This window comes from Ruegeria sp. BE3 (assembly GCF_056538865.1).
Genome location: NZ_JBQFTW010000008.1, coordinates 97,280 through 118,488 on the forward strand (window position 1 = coordinate 97,280; position 21,209 = coordinate 118,488).

General features: G+C 57.0%; 21 protein-coding genes. 3 read left to right on the forward strand and 18 right to left on the reverse strand.

Features of this window, described 5'->3' with window-relative positions; genetic code table 11:
• The first annotated feature begins 19 nt into the window (after nt 1-19).
• Nucleotides 20-832 carry a quinoprotein dehydrogenase-associated SoxYZ-like carrier gene (locus tag ACR0AZ_RS16860; protein WP_480472989.1) on the forward strand — a complete coding sequence of 271 codons (813 nt, stop codon included), beginning with the start codon at nt 20-22 and terminating at the stop codon, nt 830-832.
• Between the two features lie 18 nt (nt 833-850).
• Here ACR0AZ_RS16860 and ACR0AZ_RS16865 read toward each other — a convergent pair whose 3' ends face one another.
• From ACR0AZ_RS16865 to ACR0AZ_RS16925, 13 genes are all read right to left on the reverse strand, one after another.
• The gene (locus ACR0AZ_RS16865) at nt 851-1,216 is read right to left on the reverse strand and encodes a hypothetical protein (protein ID WP_480472987.1); all 366 of its coding nucleotides are present in this window, start codon (nt 1,214-1,216) and stop codon (nt 851-853) included.
• On the reverse strand, nt 1,213-1,887 hold the full coding sequence (locus ACR0AZ_RS16870) for a hypothetical protein (protein WP_480472985.1): 675 nt from the start codon (nt 1,885-1,887) through the stop codon (nt 1,213-1,215). The genes ACR0AZ_RS16865 and ACR0AZ_RS16870 overlap by 4 nt, the downstream gene beginning before the upstream one ends.
• A gap of 47 nt (nt 1,888-1,934) precedes the next feature.
• Nucleotides 1,935-4,190 (reverse strand): ATP-binding response regulator, encoded by a 2,256-nt coding sequence (locus ACR0AZ_RS16875; RefSeq protein ID WP_480667915.1) that lies wholly within the window; start codon nt 4,188-4,190, stop codon nt 1,935-1,937.
• Nucleotides 4,191-4,192: 2 nt separating this feature from the next.
• Nucleotides 4,193-5,341 carry an FIST N-terminal domain-containing protein gene (locus ACR0AZ_RS16880; protein WP_480473324.1) on the reverse strand — a complete coding sequence of 383 codons (1,149 nt, stop codon included), beginning with the start codon at nt 5,339-5,341 and terminating at the stop codon, nt 4,193-4,195.
• An 18-nt stretch (nt 5,342-5,359) separates the two neighbouring features.
• Nucleotides 5,360-6,079, reverse strand: coding sequence for a response regulator (locus tag ACR0AZ_RS16885; protein WP_480667916.1), 720 nt, complete (start codon nt 6,077-6,079; stop codon nt 5,360-5,362).
• A 108-nt stretch (nt 6,080-6,187) separates the two neighbouring features.
• Nucleotides 6,188-7,369: a hypothetical protein gene (locus ACR0AZ_RS16890; protein WP_480667917.1), complete on the reverse strand. Its 1,182-nt coding sequence runs from the start codon at nt 7,367-7,369 to the stop codon at nt 6,188-6,190.
• Entirely contained in the window at nt 7,366-8,040 is a 675-nt protein-coding gene (locus tag ACR0AZ_RS16895) for a hypothetical protein (RefSeq protein ID WP_480472973.1), read from the reverse strand. Before ACR0AZ_RS16895 ends, ACR0AZ_RS16890 begins: the two co-directional genes overlap by 4 nt.
• Entirely contained in the window at nt 8,037-8,936 is a 900-nt protein-coding gene (locus tag ACR0AZ_RS16900; protein WP_480667918.1) for a VWA domain-containing protein, read from the reverse strand. Before ACR0AZ_RS16900 ends, ACR0AZ_RS16895 begins: the two co-directional genes overlap by 4 nt.
• Entirely contained in the window at nt 8,933-9,895 is a 963-nt protein-coding gene (locus ACR0AZ_RS16905; protein WP_480472969.1) for a VWA domain-containing protein, read from the reverse strand. Before ACR0AZ_RS16905 ends, ACR0AZ_RS16900 begins: the two co-directional genes overlap by 4 nt.
• A complete protein-coding gene (locus ACR0AZ_RS16910) occupies nt 9,888-10,250 on the reverse strand; it encodes a hypothetical protein (protein WP_480472967.1) in 363 nt (120 codons plus the stop codon). The genes ACR0AZ_RS16905 and ACR0AZ_RS16910 overlap by 8 nt, the downstream gene beginning before the upstream one ends.
• On the reverse strand, nt 10,247-11,152 hold the full coding sequence (locus ACR0AZ_RS16915; RefSeq protein ID WP_480667919.1) for a DUF58 domain-containing protein: 906 nt from the start codon (nt 11,150-11,152) through the stop codon (nt 10,247-10,249). The genes ACR0AZ_RS16910 and ACR0AZ_RS16915 overlap by 4 nt, the downstream gene beginning before the upstream one ends.
• Nucleotides 11,149-12,105, reverse strand: a complete 957-nt coding sequence (locus ACR0AZ_RS16920) for an AAA family ATPase (RefSeq protein ID WP_480472963.1) — start codon at nt 12,103-12,105, stop codon at nt 11,149-11,151. The genes ACR0AZ_RS16915 and ACR0AZ_RS16920 overlap by 4 nt, the downstream gene beginning before the upstream one ends.
• 84 nt (nt 12,106-12,189) lie before the next feature.
• Nucleotides 12,190-13,116, reverse strand: a complete 927-nt coding sequence (locus tag ACR0AZ_RS16925) for a hypothetical protein (RefSeq protein ID WP_480667920.1) — start codon at nt 13,114-13,116, stop codon at nt 12,190-12,192.
• A gap of 206 nt (nt 13,117-13,322) precedes the next feature.
• Here ACR0AZ_RS16925 and ACR0AZ_RS16930 point away from each other — a divergent pair, with 206 nt between their 5' ends.
• Entirely contained in the window at nt 13,323-14,378 is a 1,056-nt protein-coding gene (locus ACR0AZ_RS16930; RefSeq protein ID WP_480667921.1) for a tyrosine-type recombinase/integrase, read from the forward strand.
• An 84-nt stretch (nt 14,379-14,462) separates the two neighbouring features.
• Here the strand turns inward: ACR0AZ_RS16930 and ACR0AZ_RS16935 are convergent, their stop codons facing one another.
• Together ACR0AZ_RS16935 and ACR0AZ_RS16940 are read right to left on the reverse strand one after the other, a co-directional pair.
• Nucleotides 14,463-15,515, reverse strand: a complete 1,053-nt coding sequence (locus ACR0AZ_RS16935) for a ParB N-terminal domain-containing protein (RefSeq protein ID WP_480667922.1) — start codon at nt 15,513-15,515, stop codon at nt 14,463-14,465.
• Nucleotides 15,512-16,822, reverse strand: coding sequence for an AAA family ATPase (locus tag ACR0AZ_RS16940; protein WP_480667923.1), 1,311 nt, complete (start codon nt 16,820-16,822; stop codon nt 15,512-15,514). The genes ACR0AZ_RS16935 and ACR0AZ_RS16940 overlap by 4 nt, the downstream gene beginning before the upstream one ends.
• Nucleotides 16,823-17,195: 373 nt before the next feature.
• On the opposite strand from ACR0AZ_RS16940, the gene ACR0AZ_RS16945 reads away from it, so the two are divergent.
• A complete protein-coding gene (locus ACR0AZ_RS16945; RefSeq protein ID WP_480667924.1) occupies nt 17,196-17,894 on the forward strand; it encodes a DnaA N-terminal domain-containing protein in 699 nt (232 codons plus the stop codon).
• A 55-nt stretch (nt 17,895-17,949) separates the two neighbouring features.
• On the opposite strand, the gene ACR0AZ_RS16950 is transcribed toward ACR0AZ_RS16945, so the two are convergent.
• From ACR0AZ_RS16950 to ACR0AZ_RS16960, 3 genes are all read right to left on the reverse strand, one after another.
• Nucleotides 17,950-18,957: a nucleotidyl transferase AbiEii/AbiGii toxin family protein gene (locus tag ACR0AZ_RS16950; RefSeq protein WP_480667925.1), complete on the reverse strand. Its 1,008-nt coding sequence runs from the start codon at nt 18,955-18,957 to the stop codon at nt 17,950-17,952.
• A 2-nt stretch (nt 18,958-18,959) separates the two neighbouring features.
• A complete protein-coding gene (locus ACR0AZ_RS16955) occupies nt 18,960-19,556 on the reverse strand; it encodes a DUF6088 family protein (protein WP_480473222.1) in 597 nt (198 codons plus the stop codon).
• Nucleotides 19,557-19,840: 284 nt separating this feature from the next.
• Nucleotides 19,841-21,157, reverse strand: coding sequence for a tetratricopeptide repeat protein (locus ACR0AZ_RS16960; RefSeq protein ID WP_480667926.1), 1,317 nt, complete (start codon nt 21,155-21,157; stop codon nt 19,841-19,843).
• Nucleotides 21,158-21,209 lie beyond the last annotated feature (52 nt).

Below are 21,209 nucleotides of genomic sequence, written 5' to 3' on the forward strand. Positions count from 1 at the left end.
GGTTGCCGGAGGAGACAACATGGCCAGACTTATCGGACCATCAATGGTCCTTTCGCTTGCACTGTCGCTGCCTGTTTGGGCCGAACAATCCGCCAAGAATCCGCTGGTCCAAAGCGAGACCTGGCAGGATTTGCGCTACGATGTTGTCGGTGATGCCGAGCTTGGCAGTGCCGACACGTTTCTGTCCGTGAACGCGCCCTACCGCGCCCATGATGCGGCCACGGTTCCAATCCTGTTGAAACAGCTCGATCCAAACGCGCAAATCAAATCCGCGACCGTCGTGATTGATGAAAACCCAGCCCCGATTGCCGGAGTTTTCACCTTTTCCCCGGCCATGGGGGAGCTGGATTTCGAAATGCGGGTGCGCGTTGACCAGTATTCGAACATCCGCGTGATTGCCGAGACGCAAGAGGGTCTGCATATGTCGGGCCGCTTTGTAAAAGCATCTGGTGGATGTTCCGCTCCGGCCAGCCGCGACCCCGAGGTGGCGCTGGCGTCGATGGGCAAGATGAAGCTGCGCAGCTTTGGGGAACAGGCCCAAATCTCGACCCCGCGCCGCGAAGCCCAGATCATGATCCGGCATCCGAACTATTCCGGTCTGCAACGCGATCAGATCACCCAGCTGTTTATCCCGGCGCATTTCATTGATCATCTGGAGGTCTGGCAGGGCGACGAGTTGCTGTTCACCATGGAAGGCGGCATTTCCATTTCGGAAAACCCGGCCTTCCGCTTTGCGTATAACGACAACGGAACAACCACGCTGACGGTCAAGGCAACCGATACTGAAGGCAACAGTTTCCAAGCCGACCTGCCGAAATCTACGTCTAGTTAATCAGCGGGCGGGCCGGGTTCAGAAACAGACCACTTCGGCTTCAGCCTGTGCCCGGCGCAGGTCGGCCACCATCGTTTCTGCCATAACCGCGCTTTTGAAAAACGCCATGCGCTCGCCGCCAACCCGGCGCATCGACAGGACCGTTTCGGCCTGTTCGTATCTCTCATAGGGCAAAATCGACGCAATCAGATCAATCGAACACGAACACCGGTCCAGCATTTCGCGGGACTGACCATTCGTGACCATACAGGCGAACACATAATCGGCCCGCGCAGCGGTGGGATAGTCGTTCAACCGCTCCGCAACGCTTTGCGCCCCGGATACGGATGGGATCGCGGCGCAGAGCGCAGCGGCAAAAGCTGCTGGCCGCACTGTTGTGATCATTGCCGCCCCTCCTGCACCCCTTCGAACTGCATTTCCGACCGGTAAACCGTGTTGCTGCCGTCTGCGGGTTCGGTCTCGGCTACAAGTCGCAGATACCACCCCGGCACTTCCTCCGAAACAGTGACGCTAAGGACCAGATCCCCAAACCCTTGCATCCGATCCCTGTTCGGGTCCTGTGCAAAGGGGCGCATTCGAATGGTCTGGACGGGCACGGTTTTGCCGTCGACAACAGCCTCGCCTTCAACCATTTCGGCCGGTTGCACCAAGGCGTCCTTGACCCGGTTGCGAATGTAGAACGGGCTGCCACCGGCGGATTCCGCCATGTCCCGGATGGTGCTTTCATAGAACACCATGATCATTGGGTTGCCGACACTGGCCGGAAAAACCCCCATCGCACGGTGCTTTTCGTCCTGACGGAACTCCAGCTGAGCCATCTCTGTTCCGTCCTCGGTGAAACTAAGCGCGATGTCCCCGGTATCGCGCTCGGCGGCTTCGGGTTTCAGCCGGTTTGTCACAGTGCGCTGGTAAACAAGCTCTTTGTCCCGGCCGATCGTATCCAGAACACCCCCCTGAAACAGAAGATCATAGGCCTGCTCCGCCTCAACAGGTGCCGCATGGGCCGGATTGAAACTTAGGCCGACCATCGCCAGCCCGAATAAAATCATCCTCATGAGTCAATCTCCTCCCACAGTTGAGAGTATGGCCTTCAGCTGTCGTGTCATTGCCGACTTTTGTCGGTGTCCAGCGCCTGGGTCACCGCGCTGCGCTGGATTTTCCATATAATCAATGGCCGCAATCGCGACAGTTTCACCGGTTTCGTCATCACCGAGATCTCATGCCGCAGACCGGCTTTGCGCACGGCTTCGCTGCGATCTGCGGTGATCAGAATGGCGGGAACGCGCGTTTGGCTCATTTCGCGGATCTGACGGATCGCGTCCACGCCGGTTTCGCCGTCATCAAGCTGATAATCCGCCAGTATGATGTCGGGCGGCATCCCGATATCGGTGACAAACTGAATGGCTTCTTGCGGAGATCCGGCGGGCAGGACGCTGGCACCATTCTGTTCCAGCCACTGGGTTGTGCCAAAAAGAACATCGCGATCATTCTCGATGACAAGCGCGATGTAATCCAGCGGCACGTCCCCGGAGTTTGGCAGCAAATCAAGGGGCTCGCTTGCACCGCGCTCCGCCTCGACCCGGTCCATTTCGATGCTGAACACCGAACCGACGCCCGGCTTGGACCGCAGGGATAATTTGTGCCCCAACAGGCGGCAGGCCCGGTCGACCACGGACAGACCCAGACCCATGCCCGAGCCCAAAGGCACGTTGTCCGCCCGGGCGAATTCCTCGAACACGCGCGCCTGATCCTTTCGCGCGATGCCTATCCCGGTGTCCCACACCTGCAGCACGATTTTGTCACCGCGGTTGCGGCACCCCACCAAAACCCTGCCGCCAGGTTCGGTGTACTGAATGGCATTTACGACCAGATTCTGGATCGACCGCAACAGATAGACCGGGTCGGAATACACAAAGCCCGAACAAGTCACCACGTCCAGCCGGATGTTCTTGTTCTCGGCCACCAGCGACTGATCGCCCTGAATACCGGCAATGACCGACGCCAGACTGACGTTGGTTGGCGACACCGTGTCCGGATCGGCCGTTTCAAGCCGCGAGATATCGAGTAGCGAATGCAGCAGCTGCTCGGCTGATCCAAAGGCACCGTCCAGACGCTCGACCATCTCGTAAAGCTCGGTGTTGCGTGAAATTTCGGTCAGGGTCGAAATCATCAGCTTGGCGGCATTGATTGGCTGCAGAAGGTCATGGCTGGCGGCCGCCAGAAAACGGGTCTTGGACGACACCGCAGCCTCGGCGCGTTCTTTGGCGATCCGCAGCGCCTCTTCTACATTGGCCTTTTCTTCATATTCGCGGGTTAGTTTTTCATTGGCGCGGGTCAGTTCGGCGGTGCGTTCCATGACGCGGTTTTCCAGCATCTCTGTGGCGCGCGCCTCAAGCGTCACGTCCTTGAGTTCAACCAGGAACCCGCCATCCGGCAACTGGTTGGCCTGAATGTCCAGAACCCGGTCCGCCCCGTCGCGCACGCGTTTGCGCAGCCAGCCCCGGCTGTTCAGCTCAAGCTGCCACCTTGCGATCTTCAGTTGATCATCGGCTCTGATCAGCCCGCGCGCGCGCAACAAATCCAAAAGTGTCTGCACCGGCACATTGCCCTGCAGCAGCGAGCTTGGCACATTCAGAAGGTCCCGAAAACGCGCGTTGTGCATCATGATGTCGCCGTTGGCCGAAAATGTGCATACGCCCGAACTCATGTTCTGAAAAACCGCCTGAAGATAATCCTCCTGCCGGTCGATGAGGGTTTCTTTTTCGTCGCGATTTCGGCGCACAACCGACGTGATATCGGTCAGCAGAATGACCACATTCTCGGGTGAGGTATATTGCGCGCTCAGCTTGTACCAGCGGTCCCCACGCAGTTCGATCACCTCACTGGATACCATGCCGGAATGAGAATCTCGCTCCAGCGTATCCATCATGTTCGACACGCCCCGGTCCGAGGAAACAAACTGCTCGCTGTCCTTCACCAGCGAAAAGAACCGCCTTAGGCGAAGTCCCGGTCTGACAAGTTCGGACACATCCAGAAACACGGCCTGAAACAGCTCGTTACACAGGTTCAACTCACCATCGGTGAACAGGGCAAACCCTTCTTCCATCGAAGACAGGGCTTTGACCAGCGTTTTTCGCGTCTGTTCACGCTCGTACCGGGCGCTTTCCAGTTCGGTGGTTGCGCGTTCCAGATCCCGGCTTTGCTCGACCACACGTTGCTGAAGCTCGATCGCGGACTGAAAGGCGCGGAATGCAGATGGGCCCACATCCTTCTGGCGATTGGCGCGGCGCATCAGCGCATCGATGATTTTCGCCTGCTTGACGACCTGAAGTTCCAGCGGATCGTCGGGGTTCAGCATGGTCAGCTCAGTTCACGTTTCTCGGGTTTGAAAAAGGCCACACCCACGAAGGTTTGGTTCATATGTACACCGGACTGTTGCTCCCCATAGGTGTTGAATCCAACCACCCGACGGGTTTGCAACACGTCCGAGACCTGTTTGCCCAGTTGTTTTTGTTCGATTTCCAGTTTGCGCAGGACGCAATCGAACCCAAGGATGAAATCCGGTGCGTTTCCCGCGTTGTCGCGAATGTCCAACCCAGCTTCCAGCGTCTTGATGATCTCTTTGCCGCGTCCCAGTGTCATGATAAGGCCATCGTCAATGGCCGCCAGAAATGACAGGGCCTGCGCATCCGTCGCCTCGCGTATGGCGCGGACATAATAGTTCAGGTCCTGCCGCAGCAAGAGCGGGTTTTCGGCGAAAACCAGCGGTGACAGATTCGACGCCGCACACCCGACCAGCCGAGCATATTCCTGCGCCGCAGGTGCGCCGTTTATTTCATAAACCACGCGTTCGTCCGGGTCGGCATCGGTTATGATAATCTCAGACCCTATAGGCAGAAAGTGATCAAACCCAATGCCCTGGAAACTAAGGTTGGTTTCAATCAGCAGCAGGACAGCGGCATTGCTGTAAGCCCTGCCGCTGTGCAGAACAAACGTTTCTTCATATTGCAGACCGTCGCCCGCCGATCCGCCAAAAATCGGCAGGCCATCCATAACGGCCTCAAGCGTCGAGACCAGCAGGTCCTCCTGTTTTGACAGCCCGTCTGAAAACACCAGCGCCAGCCTGTTCCAGCCTGCAGTGTGCCGGAAACGCTCGGCCTGGCGTTGCGCAACAGCGGCGATTTCCGTGGAGTTCAGCGGTCTGAGTTCTTCGAACAGAATGGACGAGCAGCGGAAGTTCGATTTTGGAAAGGACAGCAGAAGCAGGGCGTTGGATTCATACCCAAGCTCGGTTATCTGCCCGGCGGTGGTGCACCCAAAAACCGGCACGCCGGACAGTTTTCGGTTCAGGCTGCGCGACACCTCGAACGGGTCCAACCCGTTTGGAATAAAAGCCAGCACAAAGCAGGATTTCTGGCTGTCGATTTCCGCACATGCCTCTTCAACGGCGGCATGTGGATCCGAGGCAAGCGACCGGCCAATCGCGATGAAGTTTGGTCCCAGCTTCATGTCCCGCATTTGAGATCCTCAGTATTGCAGAAACGATTTTACCTCCGGCTGATGCCGTGTTTGCCGGGCCATGACAGAGTCGACCAGAACAGCGGCCTGCGTGCGGTTACGGACACCCAGACGGCGCAGCAATGCCGTGATATGCGCCTTGACGGTGGCTTCGGCCAGCGACAGTTCATATGCGATCTGCTTGTTCGATTTGCCAACGCAGATGAGCTTGAGAATGCGCACCTGTTGCGGCGTCAGCGTCGAAAGTTCGGGGCTTGACTGATACACCGAGCTTTCCGGCGATTTCGGTTCTTCCGCAAGGTTGTACTCTGCCGGAATGTATCTGCGACCCGCGGCAACTTCCTGAATGGCGAATTTCAGCGTCTGCGCCGAGGTGTCTTTGGGCAGAAACCCCATGGCTCCATAGTCCAGCAGAGACCGGACAAGTTCGCCCGACGCAAGCGCCGAGATCACCAGAACCGGGGCCGAGGGCCACCGGGCGCGCAACTGCTGGAACCCCGAAATTCCAGTCACATCCGGCAGCTTCAGGTCGAACATGATCAGGTCGGCTTTGAAGCCGCCGCCGAGCACCTCGAACGTCTGTTTCAGCGTGCTTGCTTTTTTGATACTGCAGTCGTCGAAACTCAGCTGCAATGCTGCAGCCAGCGCATCACTAAAAAGCGGATGATCATCCACAATTAAAACGTTGGACACCTGGTCCACCGCTTTGGGGTACCCCACCGTATGCATTATCTCTCCTCCGCTGGGAAAGGTACAGCAAATCCGGATCAGTTCAACTGTTTCAGAATGATACTGGAAAAAATGCACCAATAAACAGAACCTTGCTGTTCATCACAGTCAATTGCGCAGGAACTTCCCGGCAAACCCCTGCAAATCGGGCGCAGGAGATTTTGGATCAAAACAGCAATGGTCAAAGTCCTGCAACTGCGCAACCCGCGCCGGTGACGGCCCATCGCGTCGCAGGATTGAAGCCGCAGCCTGACGCACACCATGGGCACTTCCGTTTCTGGCACAGGCCCTGAGATCCCGCGCCAGAGGATCAAAGGCCGCAAAGCGCTGCAACGCCTGTAAACCGGTCAGCTTGTGACCAGACATGCCCACCCCCACAGCGGCTGCGAACACGATTAAAGCCAGAACAAGCGCCGGCCAACCTGGCAACCGGGCGGCGGTGGGAGCAGGAGGGGGTGCCTCCGCGTTTCCACTGTTTGCGACGACACCATAGGCCACACGCTGCGCCGAGATTGTGACTTCGCGCGCCTTGCGCGCGACGGTGTCAAAGTAACTGAGTTGCAGGGGTTCCACGATGCCCGACGTGTCGTTGCCGGGCCGAATGGTCCAGCGCCAGAAGGCATAGGTCACCGGACCTTCCGGTGTCAGTTCCACCAGCCGTTTTTCCGGATGGGCAAAGATCATGGCGGAAGGCGAGCGCAGGTCGGGCATAGGGGGGACCATCTCGGGCGTCGCCCCCAGCGCCTCAATCCGGATCACACGCAGAACGCCCTCACCCGGCGACAGCTGATCCGGTGCGTTCGACCATTGGTCCGAGATTTGCAGGTTACGCGCAGGAAACCACCAGTCCGCCACGACCGGCGCTTCGGCGACCTCGATGGTCAGCGGTTCGGACTGGATGTCATGTTCGAACCAGTCGTCACTTTCATCCGTCAGCGTCAGACTATGGGTGAACCGGCCAATGGTCAGTTCACCGGACCTGACCGGGTAGACCGCCATGCGCCGGGTGAAAACCTTGAAGTTTCGCCCGTTGATCCGTTCCTCGGTCCAGTGATCCGGTCCAAGCTGCGCCCAGCTGAAACCATCGAAATCCGGCTGTATCAGCTTTTCCCGCGTAATATGACGCCGATACACTCCACGAATGGTAATCAGGATCATTTCGCGTGTGAACGGCACAACGCTGCTGTCCTCGACCGTCACCTCAATCGACAGTTCCGATGGCAACACGGTTTTCGATTGCGCCAGGGCCGGAAAAGGGAAAAACAGCCAGACAAGAACCAACCACTTCATTGCGGGTCCTCCGGTTCCGGCGGTGAAAGCCCCAGTTTTCCGCGGCGTTTGTGTTCCTGCGCGATCCGGGCGGCCATAAATTCCCCCGGGACGTCGGACAATTGGTTGAGCCACCGTTCATCCGCCACCATGAACTTGTCGTCAAAGATACGCCGCACCCCAAGTCGCCCGCGACTGTCCAGTTCCGCCAGCCCGAGCATCGTGTTGGAATTGGTGACCTCGCTGCCGGTGCCTGCCGCACGCGCATCACCGCGCGCTATGAAGCTGTCCGCCTGAGGCCCGGTTTTTCGCTCGGGAAACAGGCCAAGCGCTTCGGGGTCGATCTGCAGACCTGCATAAAAGGCGGCGACAACATCGAAATTGGCCTGCGCATCCGCATCGCCCGTCACAATCGCCTGATCATAAGCCTCCAGCGCGGCGGCAATGCGACCGCCATGAACCTGAGCATTCCCGAGGTTATACAACGACCCCGCATCCTCAAAGGCCTGCGCCGCCGCATCGAATTCGCCCGCCCGGTACAAGGCCACACCCTGCCAATCCGGGTCTTCAAACAGCCGGGCGGCAACCGTATTCATCCCAAGCGCCAAGGCGACCCGGCCAAACGGGGCCGCGCCACCCAGTGCAATCGCAAAGGCAATAAGGGCCGCACTGAAGACCGCGAGCCACTTCATGCCCGTTCCCTCCAGAACAGCAGCAGCATCGGGAACAGCGCGAGGAACAGCAGATACCGCCCCAGATCGTGCCAGAAGAGCACGGGGAAATCCGAGTTCTCGAGCCGTGTCGCAGCGTCTTCCGACAACCACCCCCCCAGATCATCGGTCTGATCCAATGTGAAAACCGCGCCGCTGCCGACGCTGGCATGGGTCTGAATCTGCGCAGAGGGCTCCTCTAGCGAAACCACGGACACTCTGACACCGCGATCAGCCAGCGCTGCGGCGGCCTGCAGCGAAGCCAACCCCAGACCTTCGCCATCGGTGAACAGAACCACATCACCGGCCAGAATACCGGCCTCATCCATCCGTTGCGCAGCCAATGCCAGCGCGCGTTCGGGACGCGAGCCTTTGTCCGGCACGGTATCGGCATCAATCAGAGAAAAGGTCTGGCCCAATTGCCGGTGATCGGTTGTCATGTCGGTCGCGACATAGGCGTCGCCGGCAAAAACGATGATCCCGCCGGGCCGTGACTCCAGCGCACTGACGCCAAATCGCCCCATGGTCAGCATTTGCGGCCAGCCGGCGTTGCCTGACACACTTGCCGACGCATCGACCAGAAACAAAACCCCGTCCAGGTTTCGATAGGTCTCGGCGCCGCGCCGTTCGACCGCCGGGCTGGTCAGGGCAATCACGCAGAGCCCGGCAACCGAAAGCTGCGCCATCCGCGTCAGGGGCATGGACGCCCCTTCGATCCGGCCAATAACCGCCATCGCCTGCATCAACGCGGCGTCAGCGACCTTGTCCCACGTGCCAAATCCACGGGCGCTTGACAGCACCCACCAGGCCAGGCCCGCGACAACCGGAACAGCGAGCATCCAATATGGTCTGAGCAGACTGAAATCCGTTTCCGTCATCCCGACTGCCTCCACGCTGCCAAAAGCGCCAAGGCTGCGGCCAGCGCGGCGGGCCAGGTCCAGTAGTCTCGATAGACCTCGGCGGTCAGGCCCGCGCTGTCGGTGGCTTCCAGTCGATCCAGCGCCTGTGTGACCTCAATCAGATCATCGGTGGTTTTGACGCGAAAGCTTTCTCCGCCCGACACCTGCGCAATGGCGCGCAAGGTTGCCGCGTCGACAACGCCCCGCTCACCTACTGCAGCGCTTTCCAGATCTTTCGGCCCCAAGGCAATGGTGTGGACACGCACCCCCATCCCGGCGGCCAGTTCCGCGACACCGCGCGGATTGGTGGCACCGGCATTGTTCACGCCGTCCGACAGCAGAATGACGACCCGAGATGCCGCCTGACTGTCTGCCAGCCGTTTCAACGCCAGTCCAAGACCGTCCGAGATGTTCGTCGCCCGCCCCGAAATGCCAATGCTGGCTGCTTCGATCCGGTTGGCCACAGCTTCGGTATCGAAGGTGAACGGGGTGGCGAAATACGCCTCGGACCCAAAGACAATCAGCGCGACCCGGTCCCCTGCCCGACGTCTGGCGAAATCGGCACCCACAGTCGTGACCGCCTCAAGCCGTGTGATCTGACGGTCATCCAAAAAAAAATCGTCCCGCACCATTGATCCGGACAGATCCAGAACAATCGCAAGATCACGGCCCGAGACTTTCAGCGCGCTCACCGGTGTCAGTTCACGCGGGCCGGATAGCCCAAAAACCAGCAGGACCCAGATGGCCCACAATACCGCCTGATCTGCGAACCTGTGCCTGCCGGGATCATCGCCTGCGTTTGCAGCATCAAGCATCGCGCCGATACGTTCGGGAACCGGGAAGCCGCGATCCAGCATGGGCCGCGAGTTGAGAACACGCGCGATCAGCAACGGGGCAGGCAGTAGAAGCAACACCCAAGGATCGGCAAGCTCAAACACAGCGCGCCACCTCATCCTTCAAGGTTGCTAGACTTGGCCCGCCGTCCGGGCGATAGAGACCCTCTGAGAGTTCCGAATATCGTTGGGGGTTCTGCTCGCGAAGCTGGTGCAGCAGCGCCACCCTGAGCCGGTCTTCCGACCAGCCTGTGACGTCTTCAACCTCGCGGCCCACCCGGGTCGCGGGCCGCCGGGTGCTTAACACCCGCAACACAAATACGACGCAGATGGCAGTAAGGGCCGACAGGCCCATGACCACCGCATAGTCCGCCCAAACGCCACCTGCGGCTTCCGCAGGCAAACGTATGTCCCGCAGGCTGGCCAGCATTGTGCTGTCGGACATCACCGTTTCGCTCATGCGGCAATCCTTTCCGAAAACGCAAGCGCAATGCGTTGACCGGTCTCTTCCACCGGATCGCTTGCGTTCAGAACAAGCGCCTGATGGGTGCCGATGTTCTGATACAGCAGATCACCCCCGGTTTCGGTTCCGGTCAGATAGACGCGTTTCTGTCGCCCGTCGGGCAGGCGCATGGGATACCAGCCGCGCGGCATGTCATGGGTCTTGCTTTCGGTGATCAGAATAAGCCGCAGGCTGCGCCGATGGGCGATCCGGTCCAGCCGATCCGCCAAAGCGGCATCCGGCGTATCAAAGCCCGAGGCGATAATGACCTCTGACCCGGATCGGGTCAGGCGTTCCACACCTTCCAGCGCCTGTTCCAGTGATCGCGCGTCATCCCGAGCGCTTTGTAGCGATGTCAGGCTGCGCCCATGGGCCTGCACCAGTCCGCCGATCACATCCAGCATGCCGCGCGTTCTGCCGCGCGGCGGAATGATGACCGGCGCCCCGGCCGTAATGGCCAACAGACCAACGCGCCCGCCGCTTTCAATCAGGTGCCAGCCGATCAGAACCAGCGCCTCGGCGGCGGCAACAGATAGAAAGGCCCGCCGTAACCCCCAGAACATCGGCGCCCGAAAATCGGCCACCAGCAGTGAGACCCGGTCGCGTTCTTCCTGAAACTGGCGCACATGCAGCCGCCCGGTGCGCGCGGTTGTGCCCCGGTCCAGATGGCGGATGTCGTCACCGGCCACGTATTCCCGCGCATCTGCCACCTCAACGCCCTGCCCGCGCTTTCGCGTCAGGAACCCTCCGGGCAAGGCAACCACAGGCGGATCGGCCTGGGTCGTCAAAGCCACGCGCCGCAATGCGATCAATGCGTCCGAGGTCAAAGTCACACCGGCATGAGACAGAACGGCGGTCACAACGGTTCGACCGTGTTCAGAATATCCGCAACCAATCCGCGCGGCTTGCGACCATCCGCAACCGCGCGCCAGGTCAGAACCATCCGATGGGCCAGCGCGTCAGGGGCCACTGCCGTCACGTCCTCGGGCAAGGCAAAGTCACGGCCGCGCAGATAGGCGCGCGCCCGTGCCGCCGACGCCAGCGCCAGCGAGCCGCGCGGCGAGACCGCATGTTCTATGTGTTCGGCCAGTGGCCCCTGGCGTGTTGCGGATACAAGGCGCACGATGTAGTCGCGCAATTCCGGGGCCACGTGCACCGCGCGCGCCTCGGCCCGTGCGGCCCGCAATTCCTCAAGCGTCATGCGCTGCACGCCGGGCGGGCCGTCCTGCGTTTCGGAGATGACCAGATCAAGTATCTGCCGCTCGGTCTCCACATCCGGAAGCGACAGGACCACATGCAGCAGGAACCTGTCCAACTGCGCCTCGGGCAAGGGAAAAGTCCCATCATGTTCGATCGGGTTCTGGGTGGCTATGACCAGAAACGGATCGGGCAAAGCGTGGGTTTCATTCCCGACGGTCACCTGATGTTCTGCCATCGACTCCAGCAAAGCGGACTGGACCTTGGGCGGGGCCCGGTTGATCTCATCGACCAGCACCAGAGTGTGAAAAACCGGCCCGGGAACAAATTCGAACCGGCCCTCCTGCGGCTGATAGACCGGCGTCCCGGTCACGTCGGATGGCATCAGGTCGGGTGTGCATTGTATGCGGGCAAAGCTGCCTTCGACAGCGTTCGCCAACCATTTGACAGCGCGGGTCTTGGCCAGACCGGGTGCGCCCTCGACCAACAGGTGGCCCCCTTCGAGCAGCGCAATTAGCAGGCTTTCGACCAGATGCGCGTGCCCGACAAGCCCTTGCGACAGATACCCCGATACCCCCGCAATCGCGCGCGGCGGGTTTTCAGGCCGTGTGTCCATATGACCTCCCCTGGGTTCCGATGGTACTGGACCCAAATACAGGCTAACCGGAGTCCCCTGCCCCGCAAAATACACCCGATGGTATTACCTGGAAACCTGAACGGCGCGGGTGCAGCCCTCGTCGAACAGAGACGCAAACTGCGGGTCCGTCAACGTTTTGTCGGTTTGCGCCCAAAGGCGATCATATTCGTCGTCGATATATTCGATGAACCCCGGATCTATGGTCTGATCCACCGGCGACTGAGCTACCGCGTGCAGCATGAACACATCAAAGGCGCATAGCCCGCCGGGGTTGGAATTCAGCAATGCCCGCATGAAAGCGTGCGAGTTCCATGGAAACCGGTGCAGGTTCACCGGCGTTTCCTGCAGCTTCGACAAAAACCCGGCTGTCCTGTCGCTCAGCAGAATGTCCATTCCGAACGTGTAAGACTGGAAAAGCTCTTCCAGCAGGATCGACTTGTGGAACGCGGTCTCCAACAGGTCGGGCCGGCCGTGCGCCGGTTGCCTGACCACGATATGTGTCCCCTGACCGCGATGGCCAAAGAAGGTTTGCGCCATCGCCGGAGATGTCACCAGATATCTGCGCCCGGCAGGCAGGCCAAGTTGATGGGTCTCGCTCAGCCAGTCCAGATCCGAAGACAGTTCCCGTTCCGGAGGATATCCCGAGTACAAGCGCAGAACCACAGTCCGCCCGGTGCCGCAATTGCTGGCGGACCGCCCCGCATAACGCATCGGCGTGGGATGGCCATAGCTGTGCTTCAGCAGGTCCCGAAAGGTGTTCAGTACCGCCAGCGTCTGCGGATGCGGCCGTTCCCCGACCACGCACAACGAGGCTCCGGCAAGGTCCCGCCCATTGATATGTACCGGAATGGCCATGTCGCGACCCAGCATCGTGGCGCGAAGCTCGTATCCCCAGCCGCGCCGGGCAAGCTCAAGGTAATCCTGCTTCTCGGCATGAAGCTCCCCGGCGAAAATCAGGATCGCTGCTATCTGAAGGATGAATCGCTGCACGCTGTACCTCTGAATTTTCATTCAGCGTAGCCGGAGTTCTGCATATATCCAAGTGTGCCAGGTATTCGAGCCGGTGCGCCCACAGTGCGCATAAAGTGTTAGTTTTGCATTTTACCTTTCGGAGATTTCCGGAGGAAAATTATATCCGATAAGTATCCCTTATCATGTTATTTGAAATCTGACCCAAATTGACGCAAAATGGGTACATGAAGCTCCCTGCCCCATACCTCCCCGCCGCCGCCCCTGCCCTGTCGGACACAGATCAGGAGGCGCTCACTGATCTTTATGTGCGCGGCACACCGGAAAACACGCTGCGGGCATATGAACGGGATCTGCTTTATGTCACCGCCTGGAAGTCCGCGCGGTTCGCAGCGACGCTGGACTGGCCGGAATCTGAGGCCACCGCCCTCGCCTTCATTCTCGATCACGCCCGCGATCTGAATGACGCACCAGAAACGGATGTGGCGCGTGAAACCGCAGAAGCGCTGATTGCCCAAGGGCTGCGCAAGTCTCTCGCCTGCCCTGCCTCCTCGACGCTGGACCGGCGCATCGCCTCCTGGCTGGCTTTTCATCGGATGAAAAACCTCGCTTCGCCTTTCGACGCACCGCAGGTGAAACAGGCCCGGGCCAAGGCGCGGCGCGCTGCGGCTCGCCCCCCGGCTCCGAAGTCGCAACACCCCATCACCCGCGACATTCTTGAACAGCTGCTGGCGACCTGCCGGGGTTCTCGCCGCGATTGCCGTGACCGCGCCATCTTGATGCTGGGTTGGGCTTCTGGTGGTAGACGGCGCTCGGAGATCACCGGGTTGATGTTTGAAGACGTCTCGCTGAAGGAGTTCGACGAGAAAAGCCTGGTTTGGATTTCACTGCTGGAGACCAAGACCACAGCCAAAGGTGAAACGCCGCGGCTGGTGCTGAAAGGCCGCGCCGCCCAGGCGCTGGTCCATTGGATCGAGGTTGGACAGATTAAGAACGGGCCACTGTTCAGACCAGTCTCAAAAGCAGATCGTGTGCTGAAACGTCGGCTTTCGCCAGACGCTATCTATCAGATCGTCAAACACCGCCTCCAGTTGGCAGGGTTGCCGGAGGACTTCGCGTCGCCGCACGGTCTGCGTTCTGGGTTCCTCACTCAAGCCGCGCTGGATGGCGCCCCAATCCAGGCTGCCATGCGCCTCTCGCTGCACCGCTCCATGGCCCAGGCACAAAAGTACTATGACGACGTCGATATCGCCGACAACCCGGCGACGGACTTGTTGGGGTGAACTGGCGCTAAACGAAGAAGGCGGTAACCCAAGGGTTACCGCCTTTGAAATCAAGAAATCTGAGCATGGGTAACCCGCGGGTTACTACTCGTTCAAAACAGCTTCGAAAGCTTCAACCGCTCTCTGAAGCTTCGACCGGTCAATCGAACTAAAGTCCTGACCAGACAATATCCTGCACTCTCCTTTTCGCGCAGTGACTTTTGAGCCTCCCACGTGGAACTCATACTTCACGCTCTCGGCTTTCTCACGTCGCTTGCCACTACCCGGTTCAGCATCAGTATCTGCCAAGAAGGCATCCAGCGCCTCATTTTGCTCACCGGCTGTGGATGCGCGCACCAACACATCTCTTAACCCAGCAGCTGAACCCGATGACGCTCGAAGTTTACGCGCAACCTCAACGCCAAGGTTTCTGGAGACACTCTTTGGAAACGGCAACGCACCCTCAAGTTCATTGAGCAGATAAACAAAGCTGCGAATGTAAGAGCGTTTCATCTTGTGCAAAGATGAGTACAGCCTTCCGACCAAAGCTTCTGCATCCCCTGCCTCCAACTCTGAATCTTTGGAAGCAAGAATTGCGACTTGCGCCATCTCAGCAAAAGTCAGGTCCTCCCGAACAACGTTCTCCTCAACCATGTCAATGTAGAGGTCGATGCGATCGCTCTGGGATTCGGCAACTCGCGCTGTAACACTGGCAAACTGTTCATCACCGGTCTCTTCATAAAGCTGCTTAAGAGCAGTTACTCGTCTCCAACCTTTTTTGAGCTGGAAGCGACCATCTGAATCTTTGTAAAGTTCTATGGGCTCCTTCTGGCCACGTTCCTGAATTGAAGCCTTGAGTTCATCCATCTCATCGGAACTTGCGACGGCCGAGAGATCCAAGCGATCTCTTGGCAGATCTGTCGTATGGATTTCATTGATGCCTACCGCAACCAAGACTCGCCCTTCGTCACGAGCTCTACGATACTCCTTGGCATCGGAGGCATTTTGCCGTCGCTGTTCGACACGGTTCTCAGTGCTTTCATTTAAGCTGTTTGCTGTCTCGCGCACCGCAGCCCCCATCGGACCCACTTCGCGGCGGCGTGTTTTCTTGAGGTCATCTTCATCAATCGGAGTGAAGCCAAACTTATTACCGCTCATTCTACCCGCTCCTCAACTTTAGTACGTGCCTCCCAGGCCCGTAGGACAACATCCTTAAATTCGCTGTATGCACTATCAAAGGACTGACGCGCCCGTTTCCATGTGTCTCGAGTCATCTGTCTGTAGTCTTGCTCGTAAACAGACATCTGGAATCTGCCTGACTGCTCGACGGCACGCGTCATTTCGATAGGATTTTGACAGACGTCGGCTCCGAAGACATTTTTAAAAGCGTCCATCATCGCGACATGCAAAGAGTTGCTAGCCTCGAAGCGAGTCATGAGAACGCGTATATCATCGAACCGTTTAGGAAGAGTAATACCGGCATCCTTTGCAATACGTTCGAACCCGCTGGTTATGTCTTCCAAGGCATCGCCAAGCTGACCAAGATAACTCGTTGTACTGTCATACTCCCAATAGCCAGGACCAGACGGAATATAGAGAATGTCAGCAGCAAAGGCCGCATTCAAAGACTGGTATCCAATTGCCGGCGGGCAATCGAAAACAATCAAATCATATTGGTCGTCAGGCAACTCATCGAGATATCTTGCTACGCATCCAAAAAAACTCCACGCCTTATGAATGGACCTGTACTGAGCGGACGCAAATTCAACGAAGGCCGCGTTCGCACAGCTCGGGATGATGTCGATCGTCGACCATGAAGTTCTTTGAATGAAGTCTTGTACACGTTGCGCGCCAATCGACTGAACATCTTCAGGCAATTCGTCGGCAGTAGGGTAGGGGCAATCTGCGGGATCATCATATTCGTCCGCGATCCGGTTCGCCTCACGGCAGAGATCGCGGCACATAATGCCCCAGACAGTATTCCACTCTCTAACATCAGCCAGACCCATTGAATGCGTGAGTGTCGCCTGGGGGTCGAAATCCACCACCAGAACACGGTAACCATCAAGCGCGGCCGCATTCGCCAAGTGCTGGGCAACGACAGTTTTGCCGACACCACCCTTAAAGTTCGAAACCGCTACCCTCATAGCCCGGCCTGCCGGCCTTTGAGGCAGAAGGCTTTTACCTCTAAATCTCAGGCGCCGTCTCAACTCATTTATCTCAGCCAGAGAAAACCATCTTTGCCGCCCATCATCTTCAGTCGCCCCTTGCGGAAGAGACGGGTCTTCTGCCAACTTCTTTCTCAAGGTGTCCGCCGGGACATCAAACATGAACTGGCTAATTTCCCAGATCGAGAATGGTCGAAGCACTTTCTCGTCAGCGGGAGAGAAAGTAGCGCGGCGGACGGCAGCCTGTTGAGCCAGGCTTCGTTCGTTCATAGCTTGAAGGTCGGTGTGGTCACGCATGGTGCTGCTCTTGTTATATCACGAATACCTTCTAATAACGCGATTTTCGAAAACTGCAAAACGTAAAGAATGGAATTTCCGCTTTTTCGCCTCCGACTCTGTAAAAACGGGAGGTATTTCGAAAGCGAAGCTATGTTTTGGTGACAGGCAGCGATCAATTACCAGATATATGGTGACATTCGACCCCCAATAAGGTGACAGCATAGTGTCACCCATATCCTATTAACCGAATTTTCTTTTGATTTTGAAGAAAGAGGCGGACATCCTGTTTTTCAAAGCCCGTTGACAAACTACGGGATTTCATCACACTGAACCCAATTGATGGAATCGGTCAGCGAAACCGATCCGCTCGAGGCTCAGTGGCAGTATCAAAATGGAAATAAAACGATTTACAGGATATCAGGCCGGTTCTCAGAAGTACGATCTTTTGACTGCAATCTCTGTAGCAGGATTGAATGGCACACCCGGCTTTCAATGTTCGATGATGCGGCTCATTGCGTTGATAACGGCCCGATACAACTGGCGCACTGATGAGCTGACGGTCGGGCAAAAAGAAATGGCCCGCCTCTGGTCCGTGGACGAACGAACCGTCAAGCGAGAGATTAAGCGATTGACGGATTCTAATATTCTTCTCCAGCTTAGGCCTGGGGTTAGAGGCCGCGTTGCAGCGTATCGACTCAACTACGCAGAAATTTACCGCCTGAGCGAACCGGTTTGGCAAAATGTTGGTTCTGATTTTGTATCGCGCATGGAGACACAAAGCCCAAAATCAACCGAAAAGGTTGTTCATGTTCAGTTTGGCCAAGAAAGACCAGCAGCTGTTGAACATGAAGGACAAGACCTGCAGGACCCGTGGGGCAGGGCGCTTCGGCGCCTATCAGAATCTGAAGCATTATTGTTTGAAAGCTGGTATCGCGAACTCAAATTTGTTGAAACGCATGATCAAACGATCACCTTGCGCGCACCCAGCAAGTTCATCGCGCAATATATTCAGTCTCACCATTTGAAACCTTTGCTTGGAGCGATCCAGCTCGAGTTTGGGCGAATTCATAAAGTGTGTCTGCTCGGCTAACAATCCAGTTTTGAAGCTCGCGCGCTGTGCCTTGAGACCACCAAAATTGCTGATTTCAACCGTTGAGTTCGGCCTCGAACACCCCAATGGTTTTCAGGATGTCATCGAACAAGGGGGTATCCCCGATGATCATTTCTTGCATCCCCACATAGTCCCGGCGCAGCGCTGCTTTCAGCTCAGGGTTTGGTAGCAATCTTAGAGATCCAGGCCTGGCATTCTCGTAGTTAGCCCAAGCCGCTTTGAAGAAGACGGACTTATGGTGTGCAACCTGATCCAGCAAGTCGATCTGTTCGATAGCACGAGAATGGGACTCGTGTCTGATCAACTGAGCCATGTCGTAATAATGGCGCGACATACGGTCAGCCAGAGGTTTGGTGATGTTCTGATGAAAGAGCATATGCAGGATCGTGGCTTTTTCCCAGAATGTGCGTTCAACACCCAAGACCTTCACATCGACGTCGCCCTCCCCCAAAAGGTCTGGAAAGGCCTGATGCACATAAGGTGATATCCTGCGGGACTCGGCTGGTAGGTGAACCCCACGGGCGCCAAATTCGAACCGCACTACCGGCTGGATGTAGCCGCTGGCCGCACTTGTCTCGGATGGATAGGCGAAAAGCAAGGTTTGTGCATCATTAGGATCGACCGACAGGAAAAAGTGCTGATCCAGCGCGGCGCCAAACTTGATCTTGGTTTCTTTCAGAAGCGGTCCTGAGACTACTTTGGTGGCCGTATCCTGAAGTTCCTGCAATAGTTGCTTTTGTTTTTTGCCGGAAAGGGCAGGGTGCTCGGGGTCACGTTCGCCCTCGAATCCAAGCTGCGCTCGGTCGAGTGACAGATCCACGTCTTCCGAGAACCGATGGATGATGTCATAGGCCTTGGATAGCGATGTCCCACCCTTGAAGATCATGTGAGTGCCAAAAGAGGGCAGGGCGAATAGATGTTTCAGCGACCAGCAGACCCAGAAATCCTTCTCAACGATTGCCTTGGACATACCAAGCTTTGCGGCCGTTTCCTGAAACGCTTCTTCACGGTTCTTTGGAGTATCGTTGGCAAACTGGTCCAAGATCAGACCCGTGCCACGATTTGCTGCACTACCGGGTGCATCCAGGCCGGTACATATCTACTTTGTTTTGCGAGCAATGCGCGGTCCTTAACATCCAGATTGCGGGCCAGCGTGTCGACAACACGGCTATCCACCTGGTTTTTGCCAACATAGCGTAACGCCTGAAATATGGCGCCGGTTTTCTGGCCTGCACCAACTAGCGTTTTGGATGATGCATTTCGAAACTGGATGACTTGTCGACCAACTGTCTTGGTGCGGGTCGGGCCGTCGGTCATATAAGTCGGCTTGGACGGCACTTGGGTCGACAGCCCCAACTGGTTGGCTGCCATGGCAGGGGAGGGCTGTAGAACCTGATTGTCTTTGCGTGCAATCGCTTTGGCAATGTCATCGGCTGACGGAGACAACAGCCCTAATCGGGCGCTCTTTCTCGGATAGTCATAAAGCCCACGCGTTAACCGTCGGATCATCCCTTGATCCGCCAAACGCGACAATGCCTGATCCACGCTTGCGCGGGAGCCGATATCCAAAAAGTCCAGTGGCGCAAAGATTGCCCCCCGGCCTTTTCCGATGATGCGTTGTTTAATCGATGAAGTGATCATAGTTTTCTCCTTGTCAGAAAATATAGTACTTTTTTCTGACATTCAAGTTAGGAGAAAGCTGAGGTGATGTGTAAGTCGGGCGGGAAGCAGAAGTTCGCTGCGAGTGCAAAGATTATCTCATCGGGAGCCAAGAGCAGACCTTTGTCTGTCCGTCACACACCCATTCGGTATCGATGAACTTTGTTTTGATCTCGTCTGGAGGTTCGTCCACTTCACAACCAACGCACCTCCTTCTTGGAAGCGCATGCCTCTGAACGAATTATTACAAACCCTATAGAAAATCGTCAGGGCTTGGCGGGTCCTGACCAACCTGCAGCTATCATTGCACTGATCAGCTCTTGAACTGGCTGTGGGTCTACAAACACCCGAGCCTTTAGTTTTTCGAGGGGGAAGCTTGGCCAAGTGTCCGAAAATACTCTTGCAAGCCGCTGTGCCTCAGCTTGTTCTTCGTTCCTCCAGTGGGCTGCCATAAGGTAAGCTGCGGAAATTGGTCCGAACGGCCCACCGCGAGATATTGTTTTATCAAACGTTCGGATTGCGGCAGCATAGTCTCCCGTGTGGAACTGAGCCGCACCCAATGCGTTGTCAAAAACTAGCCCTCCACCGTTTTGGGCCAGTGCTCTATATCTCACTGATTGCGACAGAACCCGATCAAAATCGGACGTGTAAAGGGAGATCAGGGCGTCGAATTCAGCAACATGTGAATCATCGGGTGCCAAGTCTACGGCCCTTTGGGATAATCCAACCGCGCTTTCATAATTGCCCACCCCAAATTCAAACCAGGCCCGAGCTGAAAGCGACCATGCTGCATCCGGAGCCATTTCCAAAGCATAAGCACTATTCTTGTCGGCCGCGCGCAAAAACTCATTTGAACTTGGACTGCCGGATTTCATGATGGCGAACATGGTTTCGACCTGAGAAGCGCCTGCGTACCCCCCGTAGAACAACGGGTCTCGTTCAATTGCTGTTTGAAATATCAACAACGCAGGTTGAAGGCGTGCCAAATCTGTAACCGGGAAAATTAGATCCCGGCCTGCGTTGCTTAGGTTCATTGCTTCGACGCGGGCTGGAGACACGTCGTAGATCGCAGTTTTGCCAGTTTTTGGAGCAACAGATTGCAAACTGCGGCCGATCAGAACGCCGGTTAGAATACCGGCTACTAGAATTGAAAGCGAGATAACGACCAAGGTAACCCGTTGCCTTACGCGTAAGCTTTGTCTGCTTCGATCGGAGCCCGACAAAAATTGTGGTGCGTAACTTCCGACAGGCAATGAGATTACCAGTTCGTCAGCGGCCCCTTTACTTTCATAATAAGCTTGGAGCTTTCGCCGAACACGTCCGGCATCCACACGCACGACACCTTCGCGTTTCAATAGCTCATCCGCCTCGTAGCCATAAATATCCATTGCAATGGTCTTAGCGCGTATCTCGTCGGAACGACCCTCCAGTGTTTCTGTCACAACGTAAGACAGGAATGATCGCATGCGGGCGGATCCTTTAAATTCATCCGACCCCAGAACCTTATTTAAAGCGACACGCACCTGCTCGCTCGAGAAGTGTTGAGTACCAGTCTGATCCTGATTTCCCACGCTGACGTTCAAAAACTATCCTTTCACAATAAGGGTTTGACGTCATGATGTTACCGTAGCATGC